The organism is Cellulomonas sp. Root485, from assembly GCF_001426705.1.
Taxonomy (GTDB): domain Bacteria; phylum Actinomycetota; class Actinomycetes; order Actinomycetales; family Cellulomonadaceae; genus Cellulomonas.
This window is the reverse complement of sequence record NZ_LMFC01000001.1, coordinates 818,785-836,058: the sequence shown is the minus strand read 5'-3', so window position 1 is coordinate 836,058 and position 17,274 is coordinate 818,785. Positions and strand designations below refer to the sequence as shown.

The window sequence follows — 17,274 nt, the reverse complement described above, 5'->3', positions numbered from 1 at the left end:
CGGCTCGAACGCGGCCGCACCCCCGTCCGCGTAGTAGCCCGAGACGTCCACGATCAGGTGCGTCGAGGTCGCCTCCGGCAGCAGGCTGATCGTGCCGTCCTGGCCCAACGCCACGGTGACCAGGTTCGGCTGGTCNCCCCGAGACGTCCACGATCAGGTGCGTCGAGGTCGCCTCCGGCAGCAGGCTGATCGTGCCGTCCTGGCCCAACGCCACGGTGACCAGGTTCGGCTGGTCCACCCCCGGCATCACGTTCAGGTTCGACACCACCGGCGGCACCCCGTCCGCCGGGGTCGGGTAGACCCGCACGTTGCCCGGCTGGGCCACCCCGGTGGCGGTCACGTTCAGCACCACCGCCGTGCCACCCGCCTGCGCCAGACCGGACAGGTCCAGGATCAGCTGCTCACCGGACTCGATCGGCCAGCCGTAGTCCCGGCTGTCGAAGATGCGCACCGGATCGATCGGGGTGAACCGCGACCCGTTCGCCGCCACCGTGAACGGGACGCGGATCGTGTGCGGCAGCGGGTCGTTCGTGGTGTCGGTGATCCCTGCGACGACGACCGTGTAGTGGCTGCCCTGGTTGAGGTCGGCTGTCGGCGTCAGCGAGATGGTCTTGGTGGCGCCGTCCCAGGCAACCGTGGGCGCCGGGGTGACCGGATTCCCGGCAGGGTCGAGCAGCTGGACGGACTGGTTCGTCAGTGACAGTGGGTCGATGGTGCGGTCGAGCGTGACCCGCGCGGTCGGGCGAACTCCCACCCCGCTGCTGTTCGGCGCGGGCCAGGACTCCCGCACCCAGCCGAGCTCGGGCGGTACCAGATCCAGACGGTTCTGGCGCATGGCTATGAAGCCCGAGTTCGACATCACGGCGTCGAGCCCGCCATCGGCGTCGAGGTCGGTGAGTGAGATCCCGTCGACCGGGTAGTTGCCGAACGTCGGTGTATACGACTCTTCGATGTCGCCGAGGGTTCCGTCAGCCTGCTGTCTGACGAGCACCATCTGTCCGCGAGAAGCTGCCCCGGCCGCGATGTCGTTTCGCCCGTCACCGTCGATGTCGGCGATCGCCGGGACTCCGAGCGAGTAGTGGTAGTGGACCGCCGGACCGGGGCCGCCGGTCTCGAGCTGCGCATTGACCTGTGCGTTGATGCTGAAGCCCGAACGGACGACGTCGGCGCGACCGTCGCCGGTGACGTCGCCGACGGCGACGAATGACGCCCGCGTCCACACCCCCGCAGCCACGATGTCGAGGACACTGGGGGCTCCGAAAGTCCCGTCAGGGGACTGCGGGAAGATCGAGCGCACGGTGACGACGTCGGGCCGGTCATCACCAGTGACATCGCCGACGTCGAAGGTCACCTCGTCGACGGGGGTCGTCGGACCGCGGTCGAAGTGGCCAGAGCCATCGTTCAGCAAGAGAGCCACGACGTTCGGTTCGCGTGAGCTGAGCAGGATGTCCAGGTCACCGTCAGCGTCCCAGTCGGTCGCGCGAAGCCTTGCGGTGCGGACCAGGATGCCGTCGACGTCGTTCGGGACCTCCGCAGAGAGCTCGAGGGTCCGGGCACCCTGACGAAAGAGGGACACACCAGTGGCAGTCCCGACCACAACCTCGAGCAGTCCGTCGCCGTCCAGGTCGGCCATGGCCGCGCCCTCGGATGGCTTCGCCCCCGCGTTCGGAACCATCGTCAAGGGCTCGAACGACCCGCTGCCTGTGCCTCGACCCAGGAAGATCGCGCCACCGTACTCGATGGTCACAGCGTCGGGACGCCCGTCCCCGGTCACATCCCCCGTCGCGACTGCGCCGGTTTCTGGCCGGGAGAAGTCGGGAGCCGTCAACTGACGGGACGCCGTGAACGGCCGCGGCGCGCCGTAGAGCACGACTCGAATCTCGTAGCGCTGGAGACTCGGGGCTGAACCGTTGGCATTGCGGACTCCGACGAAGATCCCGCCCGGCTCCTTCATGGGCGCCCAGAGCTGCTCCTGGGCGTTGGCTCCCGCCTCGTTGGTACGACGAAGGACGTGTCCGGCGCCATCCCGCACCTCGAACGCAAGGTCCAGTGTCGGGCCGGATGCAGCGTCCCCGGCATCGAGCGGCGTGACCGTGACGAGGTACCAGCCCGACGTCGGCGCGTCCGCGGCGAACCAGTCGACGTCCCCCTCGGGTGACAACGTCCCCGTCCCCGTCGATCCGGAGTCGATCGACCCGGCGAGGGGCCGTGCCGTGGCCGGGGTGTCGTCACTCGGTGCGAGGTCGCCGGGGGCGCGGTCCAGCGGAACCCCGGCCGCGGCCGGGACGGCGTCGCCCTTGGTGAGGGCAGCAGCGGCGTCAAGGACCCCGGCTCCGTAGTAGGGGTCGCTCCCCCGTGGGCCGGCGTCCACCGCCGTCGAGACGAGCCGCTTCTCGATCTGCGCCGGCGTGAGGGCGGGCGCGCGGGCCGCGACGAGCGCCGCGACGCCGCTGACGAACGGTGCGGCGAACGACGTGCCGTTGCCGTAGCCGTAGCTGCCGTCGAGGGCCGGGCCGACCACCTGCTTGCCGGGCGCTGCCAGGGAGACCCAGTCCCCCCAGCCGCTGAAGCCGGCGAGCGCGCCGTAGCCGTCCGTCGCCGACACTGCCATCAGCCCGTCGACGTCAGGGGCGTAGGCGGCGGGATAGAACGGCGCGTCGGTGCCGTCGTTGCCCGCGGCCGCGACGACGACCGCGCCGGCAGCGACGGCGTTCTGAATAGCGGTGAGCAGGATGGGGGCAGGCTCGCGCCCGCCGAGCGACACGTTGATGACGTCGGCTCCGTGCGTCGCGGCCCACGCGATCCCCGAGGCGATCGTCGAGTCCGTCCCGGCACCGCTGTCGTCGAGGACCTTGACGGGGAGGATCTTCGCGCCGAAGGCGGCACCGACCGAGCCGACGCCATTGTTCCCACGAGCCGCAACCACGCCAGCAACCAGCGTGCCGTGGCCGTTCACGTCCTTCCCCGGGTCACCACCGACGAACGAGGTTCCCAGGAGAGTCGACCCGGCAAGGTCTGGCAGAGCTCCGGCGACGCCCGTGTCCAGGACCGCGACGACGGCTCCGGCGCCGGTGCCCGCATCCCAGGCGCGCGGGAGACGCAGCAGGTCGAAGTACGGGGCCCAGCCCATTCCCGGGTCGTCCGGCAGCGCAGCGGCGTGCCGGACGTGGTCCACGGCCACCTCGGCGACGCGGGGGTCGGCGTCGAGAAGTGCCGCGGCCGCGAGAGGATCCTGGTCCGCCACCGCGACCCGGACCCAGCCCGTGCCGTCGACCGCTTCCCCGACGGGCGAGCCGAGCGCCGACAGCGACGACCGCTTCTGGCTCGGGGTCGTCTGGCTAGCGAACCGCACCAGCACGTGGTCCGACGCGTACGTGCTGGAGTCGTCGGAGGTCGGGAACGTCAGGTCGGAAAGGGGCGGGCTCGCGGTGGGAGTCAGCCTCTCGTCCGCACTGAACGGCGTCTTCAGGACGTCGGGCGTCTCGTCGGATCCGGAGATGATCGGGGCCATCGGGGTGCGGGACGCGGTCGGCGCGGCGACTGCGGGAGCGCTGACTGCCATGAGCAGCGCGAGGCTGACGGGAGCGGCCAAGCGCAGGGTGTGTACTCGGCGCAGCACGTCGGCTCCCACAGATCGAGCCGGAACCCTGCACCGTGCAGCCGACAAGCCCGACCAGAGTAACGATGGAGCAGCCGGGAGCCTGCGGGCGAAGGGTCCAATTCGGACGACGGTCCAACAGTGTTACCAACTCGTAACGGATCCATTCGTAGGACTCCGTCGAGGAAGTCGAACGGATCACGCCCACACCCACAGCAGCGAGGCCGCCTCTCCGAGTGGAGAAACGGCCTCTGACCTGCTGTTCTGGTGGAGCTGAGGGGATTCGAACCCCTGACCCCCTGCATGCCATGCAGGTGCGCTACCAGCTGCGCCACAGCCCCGCGGTCCCCCGAAGGGAACCACATACGCCCGTAGGCGCTCGGAGAGTCTAGATCGAACGCGGGCCGAAACGCTAATCGGGGTCCCGGGTCTCGGAGTCGGCGTCGGAGTCGCGGGTGGTGTCCGGTCCGGCGTTCCAGTCTGTCGACGCGTCGGTGGGCCCGAGGTTGTACCCGACCATCCGCCAGGACGGCGAGAAGTCGCCGCGGGTGGCCACGAGCTCGGTCCAGTGGGCGTTGAGCATGCCGGCGAAGCCGTGCCAGTCGGTCGGCATGCCGAGCAGGTCACCGACGGCGCAGCTGATGGCGGAGCCGTGCGAGACGACGACCAGGGTGTCGTCGGGACCGAGCGCCGCGGCGTGCTCGAGGATGCCCTCCCGCACGCGCTGGGCGACCTCGGCGCGGGTCTCCGCGCCGACACCCTCGGGCTGGCCGCCGGCCCGCCAGACGGCGAACTCGTCGGCCCAGTCGCGGCGCAGGTCGTCGCCCGTCAGGCCCTCCCACAGGCCGAACGCCCGCTCGCGCAGCCGGGCGTCGACCGCGAGGTCGAGGCCGGCGGCACGTGCCAGGAAGCTGGCCGTCTCGTGCGCGCGGCTGAGGTCGGACACGACGATCGCCGTCGGCTCGTGCCGGGTCAGCAGCCGGGCGGCCGCGGTACGGGCCTGCCAGCGGCCGACCGCGTCCAGCGGGATGTCCACCTGGCCCTGGAGGCGCGCCTCGGAGTTGTATGCGGTCCGGCCGTGCCGGACCAGGAGCAGACGCCCCGCCGTCACGCGTCGGCGCCCTCGTCGGTCCCCCGCGCGTCAGCGGGGAGCTCGATCAGAGGGCAGTCCTTCCACAGCCGCTCGAGGGCGTAGTACACCCGGTCCTCGGCGTGCTGGACGTGCACGACGACGTCGCCGAAGTCCACGAGGACCCAGCGACCGGCGGCCTTGCCTTCGCGGCGGATGGGCTTGGCGCCGAGCTTGAACAGGGCCTCCTCGACGGCGTCGACGATGGCGCCGACCTGCCGCTCGTTGGTGCCGGAGGCGATGAGGAAGACGTCGGTGAGCACGAGCTGCTCGCTGACGTCGAGAGCGATGATCTCCTCGGCCTTGATGTCGGAGGCGGCACGAGCGGCCGCCACGGCCAGCTCGATCGCTCGTTCGGTCGCAGCCACAGGTCTCCTTGGTTCGGGGTGATGCGGGGTCAGACGGACCCGGCCGGCAGGCCGGTCACGACGTGGACGGCGGCCGGCGCCGCAGCCGTGGAGCCGGGGTCGTCCCCCGAGTTCTTGCTCAGCAGCAGGACGATGAGGAAGCCGAGCACGAAGGCGACGAGGGCCAGCACGATCAGGTGCAGCCACGTGTACGGGTGGCGGGGGCGCTCGTCGAAGTCGTCGTCGTCGTCGTAATCGTCGTCGTCGTGCTCGTCGTGCGCACCGAACCCGACACGGTCCGGACGAGGAGCCGCTGCGGCGGCGAACGCCGGTGCGGCCGGCTCCCCTCCGGCGCGCGGCGCGGGCACGGTGCCCGCGGACGAGAGTCCGGTCGGGGCCCACGCGGCGGGTGCGGGTGCGGCGTCGGGCGCGGGAGCGGCCGGGGACTGTGCCGGGGACCAGCCCGGCTGCCCCGTCGGCTGGGCGGCGGGCCGGCTCGTCGCCGGCGCTGCGGGCGCCCGGGCGGCCGACGGCGTCGACTGCCACGGGGCGGGCTGCGCCACAGGGGTCGGTGCCGCAGTGGGCTGCTGCTGCTGCCACGGCGCCTGCTGCGGCGCCGGGGCCCGCGGTGCAGGGGCCTGCGGCGCGGGAGCCTGCGGCGCGGACGGCTGCGTGCCCCACGACCCGACGGTCCCGGCCGTCGCACCGGCACCGGCGCCGGTCCAGCTCGGGCTCTCGCGACGCACAGGAGGAGCGGGGGTGGCGCCCTGCGGCTGGCTCGAGGGCGACCACCCGGCAGCCGGCGCGGCGGGAGCAGCTGGACCGGTCGGCTCTGCGCTGCGCTGACCCCACTGCGCCGGCGCGCTCGCGGGGGGCACTGGGCGGGAGGTCGCGGGACCGGTCGGTCCAGGGGCTGCGGGTCGGGACGTCGCGGGGGGCGTCGGTGCTGCGGGGCGTGCGGCCGACGGGGGGCGCGAGATCGCCGGAGATGCGCTGGACGGCCCTTGCTGCGCAGGCCGCGGCTGCGGAGCGGGAGCGGCCGGCGGGGCGGCCGGACGGGTGGGCGCCGGGGTGGCGGGCGGCTGCGTCGACCAGGCGGGGGTACCGGAGCCGGCCGGGGCCGGACGTGAGCTGGTCGGGTCGAGCGACGTGTCGCGGATGGACCGGCGGGACCGGCTGGCATCGGCGGCGGTGCCGCGCGGCGGGGTGTCCTCGGCGCCGCTCGGTCCACGCATGGCACGACGAGAGACCGGGACGTCCGGCCGGACGGGCGCGGGAGTCACCGGCGCGGCCGCAGGACCGGGGTCGGGTGCGACGCCCTGGACGTCACCCGTCTCGGGGTTGCGATGGAGCTCGCGACGACGGCGCCGCTCTCCCGGTTCACTCATGACTGACCTCGATACAACCTGTGCTTGGCGATGTACTGGACGACCCCGTCGGGGACGAGATACCAGACTGGCTGCCCGGCGCGTTCACGTGCACGGACATCTGTCGAGGAGATCGCCAGGGCGGGGACCTCCAGGACGTGCACACGATCTCCGGGGAGCCCGTCGACCGACAGTGCGTGCCCGGGGCGGGTGACCGCCACGAACTGCGCCATCGAGAAGAGCTCGTCGGCATCCTTCCACGTCAAGATCTGTGCGATGGCGTCCGCACCCGTGATGAAGAAGAGTTCGGCGTCGGGACGGGCAGTCTTGAGGTCGCGCAGGGTATCCACGGTGAACGTCACACCCGAGCGGTCCACGTCCACGCGGCTCACCGTGAACCGCGGGTTCGAGGCGGTCGCGATGACCGTCATCAGGTAGCGGTGCTCGGCGGCGGTGACGTCCTGGTCCAGCTTGAACGTCGGCTGGCCCGTCGGGACGAACACGACCTCGTCGAGGCCGAACCGTGCGGCGACCTCGCTCGCGGCGACCAGGTGACCGTGGTGGACGGGGTCGAACGTGCCGCCCATCACGCCTAGGCGCGTTCGCCGCGGCCGCTCGGTCATCGGTTCGGTGCCTTCCGGTCCGTCGGTCAGTGGCGCGTCCCGACGCTCCGGAAGGCGAACGTGATGAGCAACATGGCGACGAGACCGACGAACGCGCCGACGCCGAACACGACGGGCGGGAACGGCAGCTCGTTGGTGTGCTCGGCGGCCTCAGCAGCGGCGATCAGGGCAGCATGCACGTCAATCCTCCAAGGTGGGGCGAGAGGCCATCAGTGTCGCACGACCAGGTGTGCGATCAGGGTCGGACGTGCCCGTCCCCGTGCACGATCCACTTGGTGGTGGTGAGCTCCCCGAGGCCCATCGGCCCCCGCGCGTGCAGCTTCTGCGTGGAGATCCCGATCTCGGCCCCCAGGCCCAGCTGCCCCCCGTCCGTGAACCGGGTCGACGCGTTGACCATGACCGCCGCGGAGTCCACCTCGGCCACGAACCGTTCGGACGCCGCGAGGTCCCGCGTGATGATCGCCTCGGTGTGCCCCGAGCTCCACTCCCGGATGTGCTCGAGGGCCTCGTCGAGCGAGTCCACGACCCGGACGGCGAGGTCGAGCGACAGGTACTCGGTCGCCCAGTCCTCGTCGGTCGCCGGCACGCAGGCGACCTCGTCCGGGGCCAGCGCGAGGGTCGCCTCGTCGCCGTGGATCGTCACGCCGGCGTCGGCGAGCATCGCCAGGGCGACCGGCAGGAACTCGTCGGCGACCGCCGTGTGGACCAGCAGGGTCTCGGCGGCGTTGCAGACGCCGACGCGCTGCGTCTTGGAGTTCAGGAGGATCGGGATGGCGACGGCGAGGTCGGCGGTCTCGTCCACGTAGACGTGCACGTTGCCGACGCCCGTCTCGACGACGGGCACCGTCGACTCGCGCACGACCGTCTGGATGAGGTCCGCCCCGCCGCGCGGGACGAGGACGTCCACCAGGCCCCGGGCGTGCATGAGCGCCACGGCACCCTCGCGGCCCCACGCGTCGATGGACTGGACGAGCGCCCCGGGCAGCCGCTGCGCGACGAGGGCCTGCGAGAGGACCCCGACGATGACCTCGTTGCTCGCCGCCGCCGCCGAGCCGCCCCGCAGGATCACCGCGTTCCCGCTCTTGAGCGCCAGACCCGCGGCGTCGACGGTCACGTTCGGCCGCGCCTCGTAGATCATGCCGACCACGCCCATCGGCACCCGCACCTGGCGCATCCGCAGACCGTTCGGCAGGGTCTGGCCGCGCACGACCTCCCCCACCGGGTCCGGCAGCGCGGCGAGCTCGCGCAGGGCGTCGGCGATGGCGACGATCCGCTCGGGGTTCAGCGCGAGCCGGTCGAGCAGGCCCGCGGACGTGCCGTTCGCCCGGCCGCGCTCCAGGTCCACCAGGTTGGCCGCGACGATCTCGGGGGTGGCCTCGACGAGCGCGTCCGCCATCGCACGCAGGGCCGCGTCCTTGGTGGCACGGGTGGCGGTGGCGAGCTGCCGGGAGGCGACCTTGGCCCGCTCCGCGACCGCGCGGACCTGCGCGGTCACGTCCGTCACGGCTGTCGTCTGTACCGGCTCGTCGAGCGACGTCGTCATCCGACCAGGGTAGTCCCGGGGCTGGGGACGACGACGGGCCGTCTCAACCGGCCACGGAGGACGGCGCGGTGTCGAGGCCGAACGCGAACAACGTGCCGCCGTGCACGACGCGCGTCTCGCGCTCCGTCAGCCGGACGAAGCCGAGCCGCTGGTAGAGCGCGTGCGCACCGAGCATGGTCGGCCCCGAGTTCATGACGACGCGATCGAGCCCTCGCTGTCGCGCCAGGGTGATGACGTGCTCGGTGAGCAGCACCCCGATCCCCCGCCGCCGGGCGGCAGGGTCGACGGCCAGCAGACGGAAGTCCAGCTCGCCGTCGCGCCCCAGCTCGGAGATGTGGCCGCCGGCGCGCGGTGTCGCGACCGTCCCGAGCAGGTCGCCGGTCGCCAGGTCCTCGGCCACCCAGACCTCGTGCTCGCGCGCCCGGGAGGCGACGTCGGCGAGCGACGCGCGGTAGTCGTCGGGCAGGTCGTAGTCGTGCCCGTAGGCGTCGACGGACAACCGCGCGACGCGGTCGTACTCGTGCGGTGCGGCGAGCCGGACCCGCAGGCCGGTCCGCGCGAGGTCGTACCGGAACACGGCCAGACGGCCGACCCCTCGGGCGACGACGACGGTCTCGCGCTCGACCACGCGCTCGAACCCGAGCCGGTGGTACAGCCGCTGGGACGCGACGTTGCGCGGTCCGGTGTCCAGCACGACCGCCTGCACGCCCCAGGCCCGCGCACGGGTGATCGACTCGGCGACGAGGAGCGCACCGACGCCGCGCCCGCGGGCTTCCGGGTCGGTGGTGAGCAGCCGCACCTCGGCCTCGTCGTACCGCGCCTGGCGCGTGTAGCCCGTGCCGGGGCGCAGGAGGCTGAGGGTGCCGAGCAGGCGGTCGCCCTCGGCGGCGACGAGCAGGTCGCCGGCCGCCGCACGCCCGGCCGCGTCGCGCAGCAGGCGCAGGCGCTCCGGGTCGGTGGTCGGACCGTAGGGACCGGCACCGAAGCCGCGCTCGGTCAGCGCCGCGACCGCGTCGAGCTCGTCGTCGCGTGCCGTCCGCACCGTCAGCGCGGACAGCTCGTCGGGCAAGGCGGTGGAGGGTGTGCTCATCCGACGGGTGCCTCCGTGGGCAGCCCGGCCTCCTTCCACGCCGGGAAGCCCCCCTCGACGTGCACCACGTTGGTGAACCCCTTCGCGCGCAGCTCTGCGGCTACCGGGCCGGACCCACGGACCGAGCCGCACACGACCACGATGGGGGTGTCCAGGGACACGACGGGCGTGTGCCGCGTGGCCGCGGTGAGGTCGAACTCCTCGTCGATGGCGTAGCGGTCGCCGACGGTGGCGCCCGGGATCGAGCCCGTGCGCGACCGGCCTGCCTCGCTGCGCACGTCGACGAGGAAGGCGCCGCCGGCCACGCGCTCGGCGGCCTCGGCGGCGCTGACCACGGGGGCCAGCGCAGCGGCCTCCTCGAGGCTCAGGTGCTCCGCGGGGGCGCCGGGGCGGGACGTGGTGTCGGTCATGGTGGTCTCCTTCGGACGGGGGTCGGGTCAGCCGTCGAGCAGGTGCGGCTGGGGGTGCCGCACCCCGACGACCGCGTCGGCCGGCACGGCGTCGGTGATGGCGGCCAGGTCGGCGGCGTCGAGGACGACGTCGGCAGCCTCGACGTTGGATGCCAGGTGTGCCGCATGCCGCGTGCCGGGGATCGGGACGACGTCGTCACCCTGGGCCAGCACCCACGCCAGGGCGAGCCGCGCGGCCGGCACCCCGCGGGCGTCGGCGAGGGTGCGCAGGCGCTCCGCGAGCCGGACGTTGGCGGCGAAAGCGTCGCCCTGATAGCGCTCGTGCCGGGCACGGGTGTCACCGGGGTCGAACGCGGTCGACGTCACGGCGCCGCTGAGGATGCCCCGGCCGAGCGGCGAGAACGGGACGAAGCCGATGCCGAGCTCGCGCAGCGTCGGCAGGACCTCGTCCTCGACCCCGCGGTGGAACAGCGAGTACTCGCTCTGCACTGCCGCGAGCGGGTGCACCGTGTGGGCCCGCCGGATCGTCGCGGCCGACGCCTCGGACAGGCCGATGTACCGGGCCTTGCCCGCGGCCACCACCTCCGCGAGCGCGCCGACGGTCTCCTCGATGGGCACCTGCGGGTCCACGCGGTGCAGGTAGTACAGGTTCGACGTGGTCCCAGCCCAGCCGCGCCAGGCTCGCGTCGATGGCCCGGCGCACGTGCTCCGGCCGCCCGTCGACCTCCCGACCCTGGACGCCGAGCCCGACCTTCGTGGCCAGCACGACCTGGTCCCGGTGCGGAGCCAGGAGCGGTCCGAGCAGCCGCTCGTTCTCGCCGTCCGCGTACACGTCGGCGGTGTCGAAGAACGTGACGCCCAGCTCGAGCGCGCGCTGCACGGTGGCCACGGACTCAGCGCGGTCGGCGGTGCCGTAGGCGCCGGTCAGCGACATGCCGCCGAGCCCGACCGGCGAGACGGTGAGCGGTCCGAGCGCGCGGGTCACGGGAGCTCCTTGCTGAGGCAGAGGCCGACGGTGCTCGTGGTCATCGCAGCTCGAACCCCTGCGCCTGGAGCGCCGAGCGCAGCTCGTCGCGACCGTTGAGGGCCGCCGGACCGGACAGCCGGGCGAGCACCCGCTCGACCCACGAGTGGGACAGTCCCTCCTCGGCGTAGAAGTCACCGATCCGGCCCTCGTAGGCGGCCACCGCGCCGGCGTGCTCGGCGTCGTCGTACGTCTCGTGGTGCAGGACCGCCGACTGCGGCAGGCGCGGCTTGACGCGGGCGTTCTCGCTGGGGTCCGGGCGGCCGACCACCAGGCCGAAGGCCGCGAAGACGTGCTTCGGCAGGTGCAGCAGCTCGGCGACCTCCGCGGGACGGTTGCGCAGCGCCCCGATGTACACCGTGCCGAGCCCGAGCGACTCCGCGGCGAGCACCGCGTTCTGCGCGGCGAGTGCCGCGTCGACGAACCCGACCACCGCCGACTCCAGGAAGTCCGCCCCCTCGGTCGGCGCCTCGTGCGCGGCGGCGATGGCGTGGGCGCGTCCGAGGTCGACGAGCCAGACGAGCAGCAGGGGCGCCTGCGTGATGTGGGCCTGGTCGCCGGACAGTGCCGACAAGGCTGCGCGGCGGTCGTCGTCGCGCACCGCCACGACGCTCCACAGCTGGAGGTTCGAGCTGGTCGCGGCGGACTGCGCGGCGGCGACGACGGCAGCGAGCTCAGCCGGGGTCACCTCGTCGGGCAGGTACCGACGGACCGAGCGGTGGGCGAGCTGGAGCTCGATCACGTCGCTCGTCGCGATGGTGTCCGGCGCAGCGCCTCCGTAGCGGGCAGCGACTGGGGACGGGAGGAGATCGACGGACATGACGGGTTCCCCTGACGGAGTCGGACGAAGGTCGGCCGCGTGGCGGGCCGGGTCACGCTCGGAGTGCAGCCCCGCCTGCCGAGCCGTACGGCGGAGCTCCTGACCTGCGCAGGAGGGTCGGCTGCGCCGGGGGCGATGTCAACGATCGGGACGGCCTTCTCACATCGCGGGATACCGCGGTCGCGCTGCGTGGAGCCTGGTGCGTCAGCGACGCTTGCGGACCAGGACCAGGTCGTCGCGGTGGACCAGCTCGCGGTCGTAACCCGGGCCCAGGGAGGCGCGCAGCTCGGAGGTCGAGCGGCCCAGCAGCGGCGGGACCTCCTCGGCGTCGTAGGAGACCAGCCCCCGCGCGACGAGATGGCCGTCGGGACCGACGAGCTCGACGGGGTCACCCGCCTCGAACGTGCCCTCGACGCCGGTGACCCCGGCGGGCAGCAGCGAGGTCCCCCGCTCGAGGACCGCGCGGACCGCACCGGCGTCGAGCACCAGCCGTCCGCGCGTGTTGGCGGCGTGCGCGAGCCACAGCCGACGGATCGACGTACGGCGGCCGGTGGCGGTGAACCAGGTGCCGACGTCCTGCCCCGCCAGCGCCTGCGCCGCCTGCGCTGCGGAGGTCAGGACGACCGGGACCCCGGACTGCGTCGCGATCGCGACCGACTCGAGCTTGGTCACCATCCCGCCAGTCCCGACGGCACTCCCCCGCGAGGCGACGTCGATGCCCTCGAGGTCCTGCGCGTGGACGACCGACGCGATCCGGCGGGACCCGTCGCGCGACGGCGGGCCGGTGTAGAGCGAGTCGACGTCGCTGAGCAGCAGCAACGCGTCCGCGTGCACCAGGTGCGAGACCAGGGCGGCCAGGCGGTCGTTGTCGCCGAACCGGATCTCGTCGGTGGCCACCGCGTCGTTCTCGTTGATGACGGGGACGATCCCGAGGTCGAGCAGCCGCGTCAGCGCCCGGTGCGCGTTGCGGTAGTGCACGCGCCGGACGGTGTCGTCGGCGGTCAGCAGCACCTGCCCGACCTGCAGCCCGTACCGGGCGAACGCCGCCGTGTAGTGCGCGACGAGCAGCCCCTGCCCGACGGAGGCGGCGGCCTGCTGCGTCGCCAGGTCCCGCGGCCGGGCGGCCAGACCGAGCGGACCGAGGCCCGCGGCGATAGCACCGGAGGACACCAGCACGACCTGCCCGCCGGCAGCGCGACGCGCGGCCAGGACGTCGACCAGCGCGTTCAGCCGCTCCGGAGCGAGCCGGCCGTCCGGCCCGGTCAGCGACGACGAGCCGATCTTGACGACCACCCGGGACGCCGAGACCAGCTGCTGGCGGTCCTGCAGGGCGTCGACGGTCACGTCCCGCATTCTGCCGCGCACGCGCCGAAGGTCACGCGCATATCCGGGGACCGGACGATCAGCTCTCCGCCGCGTCGGTCCAGACGCCGGCCTCGCGCTCGGTCCACAGCTCCTCGCGCGCCTCCGTCTTGGCGTCCATGCGCTCCTTGTACTCCTGGCGCTTCTCGCCACGCGTCGGGCGCGAGTGGTCCTCCAGCCGCAGGTCGACGCCGCGCGGACCACCGAGGAACTCGGACCCGGTCATGAGCGTCGGCTCCCAGTCGAACACCACCGCGTTGTGCTCCGGGCCGATGCGCACCTCGTCACCGGCGACGGCACCCGCGGCGAACAGCTTCTCCTCGACCCCCAGCCGCGCCAGCCGGTCGGCCAGGTAGCCGACGGCCTCGTCGTTGGAGAAGTCGGTCTGGCGCACCCAGCGCTCGGGCTTCTCGCCCCGCACCCAGAAGTACACGCCCTGGCCCTCGACCTCGCGACGCGTCACGGTGAACCCGGCGTCGTCCACGGCCTTCGGGCGCAGCACGACGCGGGTGTTCTCCGGTGCCGGCGCGTCGCGACGGGCCTTGTCGACGATCTCTCCGAGCGCGAACGTCAGCGGGCGCAGGCCCTCGTGGCTGGCGGTCGAGATCTCGAACACGCGGAACCCACGGGCCTCGAGGTCGGGCTTGACCAGCTCGGCCAGCTCGCGCGCCTCGGGGACGTCGATCTTGTTGAGCACGACGATCTGCGGGCGCTCCAGGAGCGGCACCCGCCCGCCCTCGATGGAGAGGTCTCCGGCGTAGGTCCGCAGCTCGACCTCGATGTCCTCGAGGTCGGAGAGCGGGTCGCGGTCGGGCTCGAGGGTCGCGCAGTCGAGCACGTGCACGATGACCGCGCAGCGCTCGATGTGCCGCAGGAACTCCAGGCCCAGGCCGCGCCCCTCGGACGCGCCCGGGATGAGACCGGGGACGTCGGCGACGGTGTACCGCGCGCCGCCCGCCTGCACCACGCCGAGGTTGGGGACCAGCGTCGTGAAGGGGTAGTCGGCGATCTTCGGCCGTGCCGCGGAGATCGCGGCCACGAGGCTGGACTTGCCGGCGCTCGGGTAGCCGACGAGCGCGACGTCGGCGATCGTCTTGAGCTCGAGGACGATGTCCTGCTCGGTACCGGGCTCGCCGAGCAGCGCGAAGCCGGGAGCCTTGCGTCGCTGGGAGGCGAGCGCGGCGTTGCCGAGCCCACCGCGGCCGCCGGCGGCCGCCACGTACTCGGCGCCCACGCCGACGAGGTCGGCGAGCACGGTGCCGTCGGGAGCCTTCACGACGGTGCCGTCCGGGACACCGAGCACCAGGTCGGCGCCGGTGGAGCCGGAGCGGTGGTCACCCATGCCCTGCGTCCCCGACGGGGCGTGCCGGTGAGGCGAGTGGTGGTAGTCGAGCAACGTGGTGACCTGCGGGTCGACCGCGATGATCACCGAGCCACCGTTGCCGCCGTTGCCCCCGTCGGGGCCCGCGAGCGGCTTGAACTTCTCCCGGTGGATGGACGCACAACCGTGCCCACCGTCACCGCCGGTCGCATGCAGCACGACCCGGTCGACGAATGTCACCACGGCTGAACCTCCCTTGCATTGCTACTTCTCGATACTCACACGCAGAAGGGGCGCACCGCACCGGTGCGCCCCTTCCACGAATGACCCGACGCGGACCGATGCCGCATCGTCATGAAGAACTCAGACCGCTGATCCGCGGTCGGTCATCGCCTTCGTTCCACTTCCGGTGCACGCCGCTCCGCGACCCGCACCGTCCGTTGCACTACGGCTCAGACCTCTGCCGCCACGACGATGTCGATGACCTTGCGGCCACGGCGCGTCCCGAAGGTCACGGCACCGGGGGCGAGGGCGAACAGCGTGTCGTCGCCGCCACGACCGACGTTCACGCCGGGGTGGAAGTGCGTGCCACGCTGGCGGACGATGATCTCGCCGGCCTTGACGACCTGGCCACCGAAGCGCTTGACGCCCAGGCGCTGGGCGTTGGAGTCGCGACCGTTGCGCGAGGAGCTCGCGCCCTTCTTGTGTGCCATGACGAACCTGCTTTCGTGCTCAGAGAATGGGGGGCTGCGCGTGCCTGCGGCCGACCGGCCGACGGCGCGAGATCAGGAGATGCCGGTGACCTTGAGGCGGGTCAGCTTCTGGCGGTGACCCTGGCGCTTGCGGTACCCGGTCTTGTTCTTGTACTTGAGGATGTCGATCTTGGGACCCTTCTCGTCCCGCACGACCTCCGCCGTCACCTTCACCTTGGCCAAGGCCTTGGCGTCGGTGGTGACCTTCTCCCCGTCGACGAGCAGCAGGGCGGTCAGCTCGATGGTCGACCCGGCCTGCGCGGCGAGGCGGTCGACGACGACGACGTCGCCCACCGCGACCTTCTCCTGGCGGCCGCCAGCCTTCACGATCGCGTACACCACGTTGCTGCTCATCTCTGCTCGTCGAACTGCCTAGGTCACTAACGCTCTGGGTGTGCCCTGCCTGCGCCCGCGCACATCCCGCTGCCACCGGTTGTCGCCGGTTCCCGTGGGGGTTCGCGTCGGCGCCGCTGCGGCGGCACACCTGACCAGCGCGCACACGACGCGCCGACGTTCTAGGGTACGGACCCCACGCCGCAGGGTCAAACCTGACGGTCCCGCAGTCGGTGTGACGTGACCGACGACACCCGTCGTCAGGCGGAGAGCACCGCGAGCCGGGACTCGAGCCCGCGCACGATCACGTCGACACCGAAGTCGAACCGCTCCTCGACATCGCCGCCCGCACCCGCCGGCATCGCCTGCTCCTCCACCGCGAACCCCTGGACGAACGCGAGCAGCGTCCCCCACGAGCGGGTCGCCTCGGGCACGGTGAAGCCGGCGCCGACGAGGATCGACAGCGGAAGGTCGATCCACCCGGCGAGGCGCTCGTCGGCGAGGTAGGTGCCGCTGAACACCCGGGCGCCGTCGCGGCGGGCAAGCAGCGCGGCGCGGAACCGGACGGCCGAGAGCCGCACGCAGTCCTGCCACGGCTCCCCCTCGAGCGCGGCGAGCTCCTCGTCGGCCTCGACGATGAGGTCGCGCAGCATCGTGGTGGCCATCTCGTCGAGCAGCGCCGCCTTGCTCGGCACGTGCCAGTACAGCGCTGCGGCCTGCACCCCGAGGTCGCTCGCCAGGCGGCGCAGGGTGAGGCCGTCCAGCCCGACCTCGTCCAGGAGGTCGAGCGCACGCCGCACGATCCGCTCGCGATCCAGCCGCTGCGCCATCCCCACCTCCCTCGATACCGGTCCACCTTGACAACTGAACGGCGTTAAATCAATCTAACGCTGTTCAACTTAACACCGTTCAAGGAGCCGTCCATGCGCACGATGGTCATCGTCAACCACCCTTACGAGGGCAGCTTCTGCCACGCGCTCGCCGACGCCGCGGCGCAGGGCGCACGACGCGCGGGGCGCGAGGTCGACCTCCTCGACCTCGACGCCTCCGGCTTCGACCCGGTGATGCGCCGCGCGGACCTGGCGGCCTGGCGGGACCACACCACGATCGACCCGGTCGTCGCCGACCTGCAGCGCCGCATCGACGCCGCCGACCACCTCGTCCTCGTGCACCCTGTCTGGTGGGAGACCGCGCCCGCGGTGATGAAGGGGTTCATCGACAAGGTCCTCGTACCCGGCTGGGCCTACGAGGACGGCGCGTTCGGCCTCCCGCGCGGACGTTTCGTCCGGCTCCAGCGCGTCACGGTGGCGACCACGATGTCGACCCCGGGGCCGGCCTACCGGTGGCTCTTCGGCAACACTGCGCAGAAGGCGTCGGTGCGCGGGGTGTGGCAGAAGATGGGCGTGCCGGCGCGATGGCTGAGCCACCCGCGCGTGGCCGAGGTGTCCCCGCAGCGGCGGGAGCGGTGGCTCGCGCGCATGGAGGACCGGGTCGCCGGCGTGCGGCTGGCACCCCGCGACGAGGCGCTCGTGCCGGTCGTCTGACCGGCACGAGC

The 17,274-nt window shown here is 72.7% G+C and carries 17 protein-coding genes, 1 tRNA gene and 1 pseudogene; 1 reads left to right on the top strand and 18 read right to left on the bottom strand.

The window, feature by feature from the left end; translation table 11 throughout:
* Nucleotides 1-136: 136 nt before the first annotated feature.
* The 18 genes and pseudogenes from ASD16_RS03975 to ASD16_RS03900 form a co-directional block, all read right to left on the bottom strand.
* Nucleotides 137-3,592: S8 family serine peptidase (locus ASD16_RS03975; RefSeq protein WP_235523096.1), on the bottom strand; the 3,456-nt coding region annotated here is incomplete at its 3' end.
* Nucleotides 3,593-3,863: 271 nt separating this feature from the next.
* A tRNA-Ala gene (locus ASD16_RS03970) sits at nucleotides 3,864-3,939 on the bottom strand.
* Nucleotides 3,940-4,010: 71 nt separating this feature from the next.
* Entirely contained in the window at nucleotides 4,011-4,709 is a 699-nt protein-coding gene (locus ASD16_RS03965; protein WP_055913096.1) for a histidine phosphatase family protein, read from the bottom strand.
* Nucleotides 4,706-5,095 carry a ribosome silencing factor gene (gene rsfS, locus ASD16_RS03960; protein ID WP_055913093.1) on the bottom strand — a complete coding sequence of 130 codons (390 nt, stop codon included), beginning with the start codon at nucleotides 5,093-5,095 and terminating at the stop codon, nucleotides 4,706-4,708. Before rsfS ends, ASD16_RS03965 begins: the two co-directional genes overlap by 4 nt.
* Nucleotides 5,096-5,124: 29 nt before the next feature.
* Nucleotides 5,125-5,820 (bottom strand): hypothetical protein, encoded by a 696-nt coding sequence (locus tag ASD16_RS03955; RefSeq protein ID WP_055913090.1) that lies wholly within the window; start codon nucleotides 5,818-5,820, stop codon nucleotides 5,125-5,127.
* A 638-nt stretch (nucleotides 5,821-6,458) separates the two neighbouring features.
* Nucleotides 6,459-7,064 (bottom strand): nicotinate-nucleotide adenylyltransferase, encoded by a 606-nt coding sequence (gene nadD / locus ASD16_RS03950; RefSeq protein WP_082570576.1) that lies wholly within the window; start codon nucleotides 7,062-7,064, stop codon nucleotides 6,459-6,461.
* 26 nt (nucleotides 7,065-7,090) lie between these two features.
* Nucleotides 7,091-7,243, bottom strand: coding sequence for a hypothetical protein (locus ASD16_RS22005; RefSeq protein ID WP_200940513.1), 153 nt, complete (start codon nucleotides 7,241-7,243; stop codon nucleotides 7,091-7,093).
* 56 nt (nucleotides 7,244-7,299) lie between these two features.
* Nucleotides 7,300-8,607 carry a glutamate-5-semialdehyde dehydrogenase gene (locus ASD16_RS03945; protein WP_055913084.1) on the bottom strand — a complete coding sequence of 436 codons (1,308 nt, stop codon included), beginning with the start codon at nucleotides 8,605-8,607 and terminating at the stop codon, nucleotides 7,300-7,302.
* 43 nt (nucleotides 8,608-8,650) lie between these two features.
* Nucleotides 8,651-9,697, bottom strand: coding sequence for a GNAT family N-acetyltransferase (locus tag ASD16_RS21340; protein ID WP_082570575.1), 1,047 nt, complete (start codon nucleotides 9,695-9,697; stop codon nucleotides 8,651-8,653).
* Nucleotides 9,694-10,107, bottom strand: coding sequence for a rhodanese-like domain-containing protein (locus ASD16_RS03935; RefSeq protein ID WP_055913081.1), 414 nt, complete (start codon nucleotides 10,105-10,107; stop codon nucleotides 9,694-9,696). Before ASD16_RS03935 ends, ASD16_RS21340 begins: the two co-directional genes overlap by 4 nt.
* A gap of 27 nt (nucleotides 10,108-10,134) precedes the next feature.
* Entirely contained in the window at nucleotides 10,135-10,737 is a 603-nt protein-coding gene (locus tag ASD16_RS03930; protein ID WP_255356330.1) for an aldo/keto reductase, read from the bottom strand.
* An 85-nt stretch (nucleotides 10,738-10,822) separates the two neighbouring features.
* Nucleotides 10,823-11,041: pseudogene (locus ASD16_RS22335) on the bottom strand (aldo/keto reductase); the annotation flags it as partial.
* Nucleotides 11,042-11,132: 91 nt separating this feature from the next.
* Entirely contained in the window at nucleotides 11,133-11,951 is an 819-nt protein-coding gene (locus ASD16_RS03925; RefSeq protein WP_082570574.1) for an NADPH-dependent oxidoreductase, read from the bottom strand.
* 204 nt (nucleotides 11,952-12,155) lie between these two features.
* Nucleotides 12,156-13,304, bottom strand: a complete 1,149-nt coding sequence (gene proB / locus ASD16_RS03920) for a glutamate 5-kinase (protein WP_055913078.1) — start codon at nucleotides 13,302-13,304, stop codon at nucleotides 12,156-12,158.
* A 49-nt stretch (nucleotides 13,305-13,353) separates the two neighbouring features.
* Nucleotides 13,354-14,877 carry a GTPase ObgE gene (gene obgE, locus ASD16_RS03915; RefSeq protein ID WP_055913075.1) on the bottom strand — a complete coding sequence of 508 codons (1,524 nt, stop codon included), beginning with the start codon at nucleotides 14,875-14,877 and terminating at the stop codon, nucleotides 13,354-13,356.
* 209 nt (nucleotides 14,878-15,086) lie between these two features.
* Nucleotides 15,087-15,347: a 50S ribosomal protein L27 gene (gene rpmA / locus ASD16_RS03910; protein WP_055913072.1), complete on the bottom strand. Its 261-nt coding sequence runs from the start codon at nucleotides 15,345-15,347 to the stop codon at nucleotides 15,087-15,089.
* Nucleotides 15,348-15,419: 72 nt separating this feature from the next.
* The gene (gene rplU, locus ASD16_RS03905) at nucleotides 15,420-15,728 is read right to left on the bottom strand and encodes a 50S ribosomal protein L21 (RefSeq protein WP_186814764.1); all 309 of its coding nucleotides are present in this window, start codon (nucleotides 15,726-15,728) and stop codon (nucleotides 15,420-15,422) included.
* Between the two features lie 251 nt (nucleotides 15,729-15,979).
* Nucleotides 15,980-16,549 (bottom strand): TetR/AcrR family transcriptional regulator C-terminal domain-containing protein, encoded by a 570-nt coding sequence (locus ASD16_RS03900; RefSeq protein ID WP_055913066.1) that lies wholly within the window; start codon nucleotides 16,547-16,549, stop codon nucleotides 15,980-15,982.
* A gap of 93 nt (nucleotides 16,550-16,642) precedes the next feature.
* On the opposite strand from ASD16_RS03900, the gene ASD16_RS03895 reads away from it, so the two are divergent.
* Entirely contained in the window at nucleotides 16,643-17,263 is a 621-nt protein-coding gene (locus ASD16_RS03895; protein WP_055913064.1) for an NAD(P)H-dependent oxidoreductase, read from the top strand.
* The last annotated feature ends 11 nt before the right edge of the window (nucleotides 17,264-17,274 follow it).

What these genes read in the sequence shown, in the direction of transcription:
- nadD (WP_082570576.1), bottom strand. Translation starts at nt 7,064, where the DNA reads ATGACCGAGCGGCCGCGGCGAACGCGCCTAGGCGTGATGGGCGGCACG.
- ASD16_RS03945 (WP_055913084.1), bottom strand. Translation starts at nt 8,607, where the DNA reads ATGACGACGTCGCTCGACGAGCCGGTACAGACGACAGCCGTGACGGAC.
- ASD16_RS21340 (WP_082570575.1), bottom strand. Translation starts at nt 9,697, where the DNA reads ATGAGCACACCCTCCACCGCCTTGCCCGACGAGCTGTCCGCGCTGACG.
- ASD16_RS03935 (WP_055913081.1), bottom strand. Translation starts at nt 10,107, where the DNA reads ATGACCGACACCACGTCCCGCCCCGGCGCCCCCGCGGAGCACCTGAGC.
- ASD16_RS03925 (WP_082570574.1), bottom strand. Translation starts at nt 11,951, where the DNA reads ATGTCCGTCGATCTCCTCCCGTCCCCAGTCGCTGCCCGCTACGGAGGC.
- proB (WP_055913078.1), bottom strand. Translation starts at nt 13,304, where the DNA reads ATGCGGGACGTGACCGTCGACGCCCTGCAGGACCGCCAGCAGCTGGTC.
- rpmA (WP_055913072.1), bottom strand. Translation starts at nt 15,347, where the DNA reads ATGGCACACAAGAAGGGCGCGAGCTCCTCGCGCAACGGTCGCGACTCC.
- ASD16_RS03900 (WP_055913066.1), bottom strand. Translation starts at nt 16,549, where the DNA reads ATGGCGCAGCGGCTGGATCGCGAGCGGATCGTGCGGCGTGCGCTCGAC.
- ASD16_RS03895 (WP_055913064.1), top strand. Translation starts at nt 16,643, where the DNA reads ATGCGCACGATGGTCATCGTCAACCACCCTTACGAGGGCAGCTTCTGC.